Annotated in this window: 7 protein-coding genes; 5 read left to right on the top strand and 2 right to left on the bottom strand. The window is 72.3% G+C overall.

The window, feature by feature from the left end; all coding sequences use genetic code 11:
- Window positions 1-8: 8 nt before the first annotated feature.
- Window positions 9-1,217, bottom strand: a complete 1,209-nt coding sequence (locus ABH920_RS13330; RefSeq protein WP_370349243.1) for a S8 family serine peptidase — start codon at window positions 1,215-1,217, stop codon at window positions 9-11.
- Between the two features lie 91 nt (window positions 1,218-1,308).
- Between ABH920_RS13330 and ABH920_RS13325 the strand changes: the two genes are divergently transcribed.
- Complete coding sequence (locus ABH920_RS13325; protein WP_370349242.1) at window positions 1,309-3,219, top strand: fibronectin type III domain-containing protein; 1,911 nt, start codon at window positions 1,309-1,311, stop codon at window positions 3,217-3,219.
- 47 nt (window positions 3,220-3,266) lie between these two features.
- Here the strand turns inward: ABH920_RS13325 and eccCa are convergent, their stop codons facing one another.
- A complete protein-coding gene (gene eccCa, locus ABH920_RS13320) occupies window positions 3,267-7,274 on the bottom strand; it encodes a type VII secretion protein EccCa (protein ID WP_370349241.1) in 4,008 nt (1,335 codons plus the stop codon).
- Between the two features lie 154 nt (window positions 7,275-7,428).
- Between eccCa and eccD the strand changes: the two genes are divergently transcribed.
- From eccD to ABH920_RS13300, 4 genes are all read left to right on the top strand, one after another.
- Complete coding sequence (eccD, locus tag ABH920_RS13315) at window positions 7,429-9,009, top strand: type VII secretion integral membrane protein EccD (protein WP_370349240.1); 1,581 nt, start codon at window positions 7,429-7,431, stop codon at window positions 9,007-9,009.
- Between the two features lies 1 nt (window position 9,010).
- A complete protein-coding gene (gene eccB, locus ABH920_RS13310) occupies window positions 9,011-10,549 on the top strand; it encodes a type VII secretion protein EccB (protein WP_370349239.1) in 1,539 nt (512 codons plus the stop codon).
- 159 nt (window positions 10,550-10,708) lie between these two features.
- A complete protein-coding gene (locus tag ABH920_RS13305) occupies window positions 10,709-11,041 on the top strand; it encodes a WXG100 family type VII secretion target (protein WP_370349238.1) in 333 nt (110 codons plus the stop codon).
- 81 nt (window positions 11,042-11,122) lie between these two features.
- Complete coding sequence (locus tag ABH920_RS13300) at window positions 11,123-11,425, top strand: WXG100 family type VII secretion target (protein WP_194908022.1); 303 nt, start codon at window positions 11,123-11,125, stop codon at window positions 11,423-11,425.
- The last annotated feature ends 29 nt before the right edge of the window (window positions 11,426-11,454 follow it).

Raw genomic sequence — 11,454 nt, 5'->3', positions numbered from 1 at the left:
CACAGGCCCTACTTCACGCCCGGTTTCCAGCCGCGGCGCCGTCCGCCGCGCACTGCTGCCGCAGCTCCAGGCACGGCGAGCGCGAGCACTCCCGCACCGATCACGGCCAGCACCGCGCCGCGCTTCACGGGGTCGGCGTGCGCCGAGCGCGCGACCGGCAGCGTCATCGCGTTCGCGTTCGCGGTGGTAGGCGCGGCGGCGGTCGGCTTGTCGGGAAGCTCGGCGGTGACGGCTCTGTAGGGGTTGACCACGCCCCACCCGATGCGTGGGTCAGGCAGATAGCCGGTGTTCGGACGATCTGCGGTCGCCTCGATGCGCTGGATCAGCTGGTCGGGCGTGAGGCCGGGGTGGACGGCCAGGATCAGCGCCGCCGTCCCGGCCACGAATGCCGAGGCGTAGCTCGTGCCCTCGCCGCTGAGGATGTACGGCTGGTTGGGGGAAGTCGGCTGGACTCCGACCGACCAGATGGCCGAGGCCGGTGCGGCCACCCCCGCGTGGCCCCCGACCTCGGTTTGCGCGTAGACGGAGCCGTCGGCCTCGATCCCGCCGACGGACAGGACGCCGGGAATCGAGGCGGGGTAAAGCGGTCCCGCGTTCTGGTCGTTCCCTGCCGCCGCGACGATCAGGACGTGGTGATCGCTCGCGTAGGCGACGGCGCCGTCGAGGGCGGGGGTGTCCGGCGTCGTGGTGATCGACACGTTGACGACCTGCGCGCCGTGGTCGACGGCCCACCTGATCCCGGCGCCGATGCGAGCGGCGGCGGACGGGTCGTTCGTGCTCTCGTCGGTGACGGTGACCGGCAGGATCGTGGCGTCCGGGGCGACGCCTTCGAACGTCGCCAGGCCCGGGCGGCCGGCGATGACGCCGGCCATCATCGTGCCGTGGCCGTGGCAGTCGATGTCGCCGGGGCCGCCGCCGGGCAGCAGGTTGACGCCGGTCTGGACGGCGGCGGCGGGCAGGACCGGCCCGGCCGGGCTGACGCCGGTGTCGACGACGGCGACGACCACGCCCTGGCCTCGCGACTGGGCCCAGACACCGGTGTCGGTCAGGCCGAGCGCGGTCTGGGCCCAGGGCACGGTCGCGGGGACGTTCGGCACGCCCTGGCCGTCGGAGGGGTGGCAGGTGTCGTCGGCGTGCGCTGCGGAGGAGGCGACGCCGGCGGGCACGAGGAGGACGGCGGCCAACGCGGACGCCGCGATCAGCGACCTGATACGCACGCGGTGTGTCCCCCCTCCTCGGTCGTTCCAGGCCTGATTTCCTGCGGATTCCCCCCGGAGCAGTACGCCAGGTCTCCATTATCCTGCAAGGGTGAACGGGGATGAAGCCCAGAGCAATCCGCTGCCACCGGGATTCGACGACGTCGAGCCGCTCGCCCTCACCGGGTGCGGCCAGATCTACCGTGCGCGTGTCGCCACCGTCGACGGCCAAGTGGAGCAGGTGGCCGTCACCCTGGTGGACACGCCCATCCGCGGCCGCGACGCGAAGCGGCTGCGCAGCGACTGCCTCGGGGCGGTGGCGATCAACGCCGAGCCGGGCGTGCTGGCCGTCCGGGACCTGGGCTTCACCAAGGACCACCGGCCCTTCCTCGTGACCGACGTGGTCCTGCCCGGCACCCTCGCGACGCGCATCGAGCAGCAGGGCGCACTGCCGGTCGGCGAAGTGGTGGCCCTCGGCCTGACCCTCGCCCGCGCGCTCCAAGCCGCGCACCGCAACGGAATCCTGCACCTCGGCGTGGCGCCGGACGTCATCTTCCCCACGCCCGAAGGCCCCGCCCTCGGCCACTTCGGCCTGGCATGGGCCGTCCGACCGCCGTCGCAACCCGACGTCCCCGCCACCGCGATCATGCACGCCCCCCGCGAACTGTTCGGCTGGTCCGGCCCCACCGTCGGCTCGGACACGTACGGCCTGGCATCGGTCCTCCGCACGGCACTGACAGGCCGCGCACCCTTCGAGACAGAAGCCCGCACCGGCCGCGCCGCCCTCTACCACCGCCTGGTGCAGGGCGCCCCGCCGAAGCTGCACCACCCGGGCGTGCCCGAGCAACTGGCGACACTCCTCGACCGCATGATGGACCCGGACGCGGCGCGCCGCCCGGCGCTCGACGACGTGACGCGGACGCTGGAGGAGGTCGCGCGGATTCCCGGGCTGATGGCCGCTCGGCCGCCGATGCCGATCGCGCCGCCGCAGCAGGCACGAGGGCTCATGCCGCCGGCCGCGCTGGTGGCGCAGGGGCTCATGCCGGAGCCGCAATCAGCGCCGCCGCCACCGCAGCCAGTCATCGCGCAGCAGCAGCCGGGCACGCCGGCGGTCTCGCCGCAGCCTGTGCCCGAACCAGCGCTTGGAGCACCGCAGAGTCCAGCGCCACAGCCGCAATCAGCGCCAGTAGTCCCGCAACAGCAGTCGCTGAGCCCAACAGCCATCTCGCCGCAGCCGGTCAGCGCGCACCAGGCACAGCCCCCCGCGCAACAGCCCACCGCCCAAGCGCAGCCGGGGCTCGCTTCGCAGGCGTCACCCGCGCCTCAGCCCGCCTTCCAGCCGCAGCCCATCGCCGCTCCCCCCATCGCGCAGCAGCCGACCCTCCTCGTCCCCCCGCCGCCCGAGCACGGCGCGCCGCCCTTCGCCCAGCAGGCCCAGCCCAACGAGTTCCCCATCCCGCGCCCCACGCCCCCACCCACATCCGCCACCACGCCGAAGCCCCAGCCGATCGAGCCGCGCCGCCGCAACACCGGGCTCGTGCTGCTGGTCGCCGCAGGTGCGACCGCGCTGGCAGCAGGTGTCGCATGGGGCGTGGCGACCGCGCCCAAGAAGGCCGCACAGTCGGCGAGTGCCGGCCCCGTCGTCACCGTCTCACCCTTCAGCGGCGCGAAGCTGTCCGAGTACCAGGTCACCGACGCCAAGGCCGCCGCGTCTGGCGCCGACGTGACGGTCACGTGGTCCGCCCCGCGTGTGACCGCTGGCGTGCAGAGCTACATCGTCGTGGTGAACCTGCACAACCAGTCCGTGCAGAGCACGACCGTCGCCGGCCAGACCCTCACCGCCGGCTTCAAGAACCTCACGCCCTCGACCACCTACTGCGTCAGTGTCGTGACCTACGCCGTCGCGCCAGGGGACTCCGGTCCGCACACCGCGCCGCCGACGCAGTGTGCGCTCGTGACCACGCCCGGGCCCTCGAACCCCGACTCGTCCGGCGGGTCGGGGTCCAGCCACGCGGTGACGTAGCCGCACCACCGGAAGCGCAAGCCCGCCGCCGCCGCGCGCAGCCGCCCTCACCCCGCCGGCGGCCGCCAAGGCGTCTGCACCAGCAAGTTCCCCCGATTCCGCCGCACCAGAATCCCCCGCCCCGGCGGCTGCGCCACCGCGCTCACCGTCCCGATCAGCGGCCCGTCCTCGCGCCCGCCCGACAGCAGCAGCCCCGGCGTCGCCAGCTCCCGCAGGGCCCTGATCACCGGGTCCGTCATCGTCCGCGCGGCGCCCGACGACGTGCGGGCCACGATCAGGTGCAGCCCGATGTCCCGGCTGTGCGGCAGCAGCTCCACCAGCGGCAGCATCGGGTTCGCCGCCGAGGTGGCCACCAGGTCGTAGTCGTCCACCACGATGTACAGGTCCGCCCCGCTCCACCAGCTCCGCTCCCGCAGCTGCGCCGGCGACACCTCCGGGCCCGGCAGCCGGCCGCGCAGTACCTGCGCCAGGTCCCGGAGCGTCGTCTCGGCGACCGTCGGGGATCCCGCGTAGGCGATCAGGTGCGGCTCGCCGATCGCCTCCAGCAGGGCGCGCCGGTAGTCGACCATCACGATCCGCGCCTGCTCCGCCTCGTACCCGCGCACCAGCGAGTCCGCGAGGTGCCGCAGCACCGACGACTTCCCCGACGTGCTCTCGCCGAACACGATGAAGTGCGGGTCGACCGCGAAGTCCACCAGCACCGGCGCGAGGTCGTCCTCCCCCAGCCCGAGCGCCACCCCCGGCGTCTCGGAGTCGCGCGGACGCCCCGCGAACAGCCCCTCCGGCGTCAGCTCCCGAGGCAGCAACCGCACCTCGGGCGCCGCCGCCCCCGGCCACGCCGCCTTCGACGCCTGCACCAGGGCCCGCAGCCCCTCGCCGATCCCCTCGTCGTCGGTCCGGCCGTCGATCCGGGGCATCGCCGCCAAGAAGTGCAGCCGGTCCGAGGTGACGCCGCGCCCCGGCATCGCCGCCGGCACGTCCGCCGCGACCTGCCGCGACATCTCCGACTCGAAAGGCTCCCCGAGCCGCAGCTCCAGCCGCGTCGCCAGGCTCTCCTTCAGCGCCTGCCGGATGTCGGCCCACCGGTTCGTGGCGACCACCACGTGCACCCCGTACGCCAACCCCCGCGCGGCCAGCCGCGTGATCGTCTGCTCCAGCGCCTCGTACTCCTGCCGCAGCTGGTTCCAGCCGTCCACGACCAGGAACACGTCCCCGTACCCGTCCGCGACCGCCGACCCCTCCCGCACGGCGCGCCGATAAGCCGCCATCGAGTCGATCCCGTGCAGCGAGAACGCCGCCTCCCGCCCCTCCACCAGCGCCGAGACCTCGGCGACGGTCCGCCGCACCGCCTCCGGCCGCAACCGCGACGCCACGCTGCCGACATGCGGCAGTCCCTCCAGCGCCCCCAGAGAACCGCCGAAGTCCAGGCAGTAGAACTGCACCTCGGCCGGCGCGTGCGTCAAAGCCAGCGAGCTGATCAGCGTCCGCAGCAGCGTGCTCTTCCCGCTCAGCGGCGCACCGACGATCGCCACGTGCCCGCCGGCCCCGGACAGATCCACGACCAACGGATCCCGCCGCTGCTCGAACGGCCGGTCCTCGACCCCCACCGGCGCGCACAACGTCCCCCGCCACGGTGAATCCAGCGCGAGCAGACCGTGCTCGGGGTCCTCGACGACCGGACCGACCAGCTCGCCCAACGTCACCGGGACGTCCAACGGCGGCAGCCACACTCGGTGCGCCGGCCGCCCGTGCCCCTGGATCCGGTCGAGCAAGACGTCGAACATCCGCGGCGCCCGCGCGTCGGAACCGGAACCCGTCCCGGAACCAGACCCAGAGCCGGAACTGACCGGATCCGCCGGAGCAGCCCCCGCAACCGGCACCACCGGATCGATCCAAGAAGTCCCGAACGGCACAATCCGCGACTCCCGCACCGCCTCCCGCATCACCGACCCACTCCGCCGCTGATGCGCACCGGACACATAGGCCGCCTTGAACCGCGTCAACGTGGAGACGTCAGACTTCACAAACCCATGCCCCGGCTCCCCCGGCAACTCATAAGCGTCCGCCACCCCGATCACCATCCGGCTCTCCATAGCCGAGAACGTCCGCAGACAGATGCGATACGAAAGGTGCGTCTCCAGCCCACGGAGCTTGCCCTCCTCAAGCCGCTGCGACGCCAACAACAGATGCACGCCGAGGCTTCGCCCCAGCCGCCCGATCATCACGAACAACTCCGCGAACTCCGGCCGCGTCGACAACAACTCGCTGAACTCGTCGACGACCACCAGCAACGTCGGCAACGGCTCCAACAGCGCCCCCTGCGCCCGAGCCCGCTCGTAGTCGTAGACAGAGGTGAAGTTCCCCGCCGACCGCAACAACTCCTGCCGCCGCACCAGCTCCCCCCGCAGCGCATCCTCCATACGCGCGACGAGCGGCAGCTCCTCGGACAGGTTCGTGATCAGCGCCGACGTATGCGCCAACCGCTCCAGCCCCAGGAACGTGGCACCACCCTTGAAGTCGACGAGCACGAAGTTCAGCGTCTCCGACGAGTGCATCACCGCCAGCCCGAGGACCAGCGTCCGCAGCAACTCGCTCTTTCCCGACCCGGTCGCCCCGATGATCAGCCCGTGCGGCCCGACACCGCCCTGCGCCGACTCCTTGATGTCCAGCTCGACCGGCGCCCCGTCGGCACCGACACCGATCGGCAGCCGCAGCCGATCCCGCGCGGTACGGTGCCGCCAGAACTCCTCGGGATCGTAGGAATCCAGGTCGTACAAGCCGAGCAGCGTAGGCAGGTCACACGTCGCGTCCAACGGCTGCGGAAGCGCCGCGCCGCTCCCGATCCGAACTCGCGCCAACACCCGCGCCAAAGCCTCGGCCTGGTCCACCGACAGCCGATCCGGACGCCCGATCGGCTGCACGTCATCAGTACCGTCGGCAGTGCGCCGCAGCAGCCCGACGCCATCGGCGTCCGCCTGCAACCGCAACAGATTCCGGTCCGCGTCCCGCGCCGTCGCACCGGTCAGATCCAGCAGCACCACGCCCGCGGCATCCCCGATCGCCAACTGCGTCTCCGGCGGCACCCGGCCGCCGTCGAGCACGACCACCCACTGCGCCGCCTCCGGATGCCCGGAGCCCCCGGGCCGGAACCGCGGCCGGTCGGCCAGGTCGCCGCCGAGCATCTCCTCCAGGTCGCCGAGGTCCTCGGCGACCATGCGCACCGGCCCCGCGCCGTCGACCAGCGTCGGATGCTGCGCGTGCGGCAGCCACTTCACCCACGACCACTCCGCGGCCCGCGTCCGCGACGTGCACACCGCGATCCGCAGATCGGCCGGCGCGTGGAACGTCGTCAGCTGGCTGAGCAGCGCGCGGGCCAGATCGCGGGCGACCACCTCGTCGCCGCGCAGCGCAATGCGCGCGTAGGAGCGCAGCGCGACGCCGACCGGCAGCTCCGGGACCTCGGCGTGCGCGCGGATCAGCGAGCGCAGTGCGACCGCGCCGATCGGGTCCAGGTCCTCCAGCGGCTTGGTGTCCGGGGCGACCAGGCGCATCGCCAGCCGCTGCGGGCCGACGGCGATGCGCACGTTGCCGAAGTCGGGGTCGGTGGCCCGGCGCTCCCACAGCCGGGACGTCATCGCCAGCGACCACAACGCGTCCGGGTCCGGGCTGTCCCAGTACGCGGCCTCCCGCTGCCGCGAGGCCGTCGCGCGGATCCGTGCCCGGGCCTGGGAAAGGTAGCGGAGGTAGTCGCGCCGCTCGCCTTCCAGCCGCCGCTTCTTCTCCCCCGATCCGCGGCCCAGCTGCCCGACCATCATGCCCATCGTGGACATGCCGTACAGACCGCCGGCCAGGTACGTCGCCATGGAGCCGCCGGGACCGGCGAACATGAAGACCATCGCGGCGCCGCCGGCGGCCATCGGCAGGTACACCAGCAGCTGTCCGAAGTTCCCCGCGACCGTCTCGGGGAGTTCCGGCGGCGACTCCAGCAGCAGATCGCCACGGGGGCGCTCGGGGCCGGTACGCCGGGCGGGACGGTGGAACGGTCGGGTCGTCAAGGTGTTGCCCCCATGGTCGGCGGCTCTCCGGGCGTCGCCGCCCCTCCTGCCAAGTCAGGAGTCCGCTACTGTACCGAGGCGACGGGAGGTCACAGGCCTTTGGGCGCTGCGGCCGTCGCCGGACCCAGACTATTCGCAGGGGGCGAGCTAGGCCATGGAGACCAGCCCGGCACTGTCCTTCTCAGAGACCTGCCGCATCACGGTGGTCGCGCCGCGCATGAGGCTGGACATCGCGGTGCCGGCGGACGTCCCGCTCGCGGCGCTGGTCCCGACACTGCTCCTGCACACCGGCGAGCAGGCCGTCGAGGCCGGGGCGGCGCACGGCGGGTGGGCGCTGCAGCGGCTCGGCGAGCCGCCGCTGGACACCAACGGGACCTGCGCCGGGCTCGGCATCCTCGACGGCGACATCGTGTACTTCCGGCCGCGGGCCGCCGCCGCGCCGGAGGCCGTCTTCGACGATCCGGTGGACGGCGTCGGCAGCATCCTGCGCGACCGCACGCGGCGCTGGACGCCGGAGGCGACGCGGCGCTGCGCGCTGGCGTGCGCGGCGCTGCTGCCGCAGGTCGTTCTGTATCCCTTGCTGCACGCCGGGCCGAGCTGGTCCGGGCCGGCGCTCACTGCGGGGATCATCGCGCTGGCCTTGCTTCTGACCGCCGGGGCGCTCTCGCGCGCGGTCGGCGACAGCGTCGCGGGGGCCTTTTTCGGTGTCGCGGCCGTGCCGTTCGCGGCTGTTGCCGGGGTGCTGGCGCCGCTTGGCGATCACGCGCTGAGCGGCGTTGGTGCGGCGCATGTGGCGACCGGGGGTGCAGCGGCTTTCGCGGCTTCGGTGCTTGGGGCTTGGTTTGTTGGTGTTGGTGCTGGTAGTGGCGGCGGCGTTGGTGCTGGCGGCGCTGCTGGTGTTGGCGGTGGCGGCTTTGCCGGTGGCAGCGGCGCCGGTGCTGGCGGTAGTGCTGGGGTTGCCGGCGGCGTTTGGGGTGGTACTGGCGGTGGCGGTGGTGTTGGAGCAGGCGCGGGTCCGCGGCTCGACAAGCCGCCGGCCGGCGCGGCGCTGCTCGCTCCGGCAATGGCTGCCGCAGCAATAGCCCTTGCCGCATTGGCGTCCCTGCGCTGGAACGCCGAAGGTTGCGCAGCCCTCGCAGCTGCGCTGATGCTGGCCATCAGCGTCCTCATACCGCGCATCGCCTATCGCTCCGCAGGACTGCCTGGAGCGGTGGTCCCGTTGAACGCCGCAGACCTGCGCGCACAAAGCACCCCACTGTCCACAGCGGCTCTGGCCGGACGCAGCGTCACCGCCGACCGGCTCGTCACCGCGCTGGTCGCCGGCTCGGCGCTGGCCGTGGCCGCGTGCACGGCCTTCGCGCTGCGCTGGCCCGGCTGGACTCCGCCGGTGCTCGCCGCGGTGATCGCCGCCCTGCTGGCGCTGCGTGCGCGGCTGTTCGGCGGTGTCGCGCAGCGGTGGTGGCTCATCGGAGCCGCGCTGGCCGTCGCGGTACCGACCGCCGCCACTGTCGCAGAGCGCTGGCGCAGCGGCGATGTCGGGCTCGGCGTGGTCGCGGGCGTGGTTCTGCTCGCGACCACGATCGTCGGCCGGATCGCGGTTCAGCCGGAGCGCCGGTTCGCCCCGACGCTCGCGCGCTGGGCCGACCTGCTGGAGCTGGCCGGCGTGATGGCGACCGTGCCGCTGGCGCTGCTGATGCTGGGCACGTTCGGCTACTTCCGCTCGCTCGGCGGCTGACATGGCGGTCCAGAGCAGACGAGACCAGGTCCTGGCGTACCGCTTCCTGCTGCGACGGCGGCACGCCACGCTGCTCAGCGGCGACCCGGACTCCCCGGAGGCGCCGCTCCGCAAGCTGAGCACGGCGACCTTCGCGAGCATCATGCTCGCGACACTGATGGCCGCCGGCGCCGGAGTCCTCGGCGCACTCAGCCCAGGGCACAGCGCGTCGTGGCGAGATCCGAACGTGGTCATCGTCGTCAAGGAGACCGGCAGCCGCTTCATCTACGACCCGACGCCGGCCCCGCCCGGATCGCCGCCCGCGCTGCACCAGATCCTGAACTACACCTCGGCCCGGCTGCTGCTGGGTTCGTCGGGGTGGAAGACCGTGTCGGTGTCGGAAAAGTCGCTGGCCAGCGTTCCGCGTGCGGCCGACATCGGGATCGTCGGCGCGCCCGACGACTTGCCGAGCGCCGGCAACGTGCACGGCGGGCCGTGGACCGTGTGCTCACTACCCGGAACCAACGCCCAGAACCAACCCGTGACGCTGACGCGGCTGACCATCGGTGCGGCCACAGATGCCGCACTCGGCGCACCGCTCGGCGACCAGGGCCTGGTGGTGCAGGCAGGCGGCGGCTACTGGCTGGTGTGGCACGGGCACCGGTTCCAGATCGGCGACCCGGCCGCGGCGGCCAACGGCGACACCCCGGCCCGGGTCCTGACGTTCCTCGGCTGGTCGCCGGGCCAGGCGCTGCCAGTGAGCCAGGCGTGGCTGGACAGTCTCAGTGCCCTGGCTCCGCTGCGTGCGCCGCAACTGGACAACGGCACGCCTCCCGCGAACGTGACGGTCACCGGGCAGAAGGTGTCGGTCGGGCAGCTGGTGCGGGTGCCGGCGCAGAACGGCGTGGCCGAGCGGCTGTTCGTGGTCACCGTCAAGGGCTTCGTGCAGATCGACAACCTGCAGTACCAACTGCTCGCGACAGCCTCCGACCTGCAGCCGATGACCGGCACGCCACTGGACGTCGGCAACGGCCAGTCCGGCGACGCCGCCACGGTGTCCTCCGGCGACGGGCAGTGGCCCCAGACGCCGCCGACGCTGGTGAACGCCGCAGCGGCCGGCCCGTCCACAGCCTGTGCGAGCACGACCGGCACTGACGGCACGATGTCCGTCTCGGTCGCCCCGGCCACAACCACCCAACCGACCTGCTACCGCCTGCCCCCGCAAACACCATCCGCCACCTACCTGGCCGACTGCGTCGACGCGACACCCGGCACCGCCGCCGTGGTGCGCAGCCGCACGAACGCGGGCGTCGCGGCGGCGACCTACCTGGTCAGCGGCAACGGGGAGTACACGGCGAAGGACTCCCTCGGCCCAGATCCGGCAACCACGCTCAAGGCCCTCGGCTACGCCGCGGTGGTGCCGGTCACGGTCCCGCAGACGATGCTGGATCTCCTGCCCGACGGCCCGGCACTGACCGCGGACGCCGCACGGGAGGCGGTCGTGCCGCCGGGGCCCGGCGTGGCGGCCACCAGTTCTTCGGCTGGCGCTTCGGGGTCGTAGGGGGATGCGGAACGCAATCATCGCCCCGAAACCGGTTACGCCCTCGTCGCCCCACGAATATCAACCTCCTGCAGGGCGACTCAGACGCCTGTGGCCTCGTATGGTGTTGAGGGAAATGGAACGGCGAGCGCCGGTCTGGTTCGTAATCGAGGAGGCGACATGAGCGACGGTGCGAGCGGCCTGGTCGGAGCGGATCTCCATGGGATGCAGTCCGGGCAGACCGCCATCCAGGACGCGATCGACAATCTGCAGAACCTGGCGAGCCGCCTGGACGCGGCCCGGGACGCCACCCACGGGGGTTGGCAGTCGCAGGGGGCGGATCTGATGCGCGAGGTCATGCTGGAGTTCCACAACGAGTACCAGTCCATGGTCCGCGATCTGGAGAACATCCTGCACAACATGGGTGCCAACCAGCGGAACTACGCGGTCAGCATCGAGAATGAGACCGCGGGTGTGAAGCGCCTGTCGAGTCTTCTCGGCGGCCAGAGCTGACTAAAACCGCGGGGCCGAGGCAGGTTCTCCGGCTCCCGGTAGGCAGGCTTCTTCCATTCCATCCGAAAGGCGGGGAACACCGTGGGCAACCCGGACTTCATGAACATCCAGTACGCGACGATCTCGGACTTCGTCACCGAGCTGACCGCCATCAACACCGCGGGCCGGCAGCTGATCGAGGACCTGACGACCACCCTGCAGAGCAACACAGAGCTCTGGAACGGCATCGCGAAGCTGGGCTACGACGACGTGCACCGCAAGTGGAACGGCCAGTTCGAGCGGATGAGCACGATCCTCAGCGAAGTGCAGAGCCACGGCAACCAGACGCAGGAGCTCTACCAGGAGATCGAGGCCCAGAACATCTCCCTGTGGGGCGGTCAGTAGGCCGGCGGGTCCCACACGTCGACAAACGG

Origin of the sequence: Catenulispora sp. EB89 (assembly GCF_041261445.1) — a bacterium.
In the GTDB taxonomy this organism is placed as follows: domain Bacteria; phylum Actinomycetota; class Actinomycetes; order Streptomycetales; family Catenulisporaceae; genus Catenulispora.
Note: the sequence above shows the minus strand (reverse complement) of the source record. Positions and strands in the feature narration are given on the sequence as shown.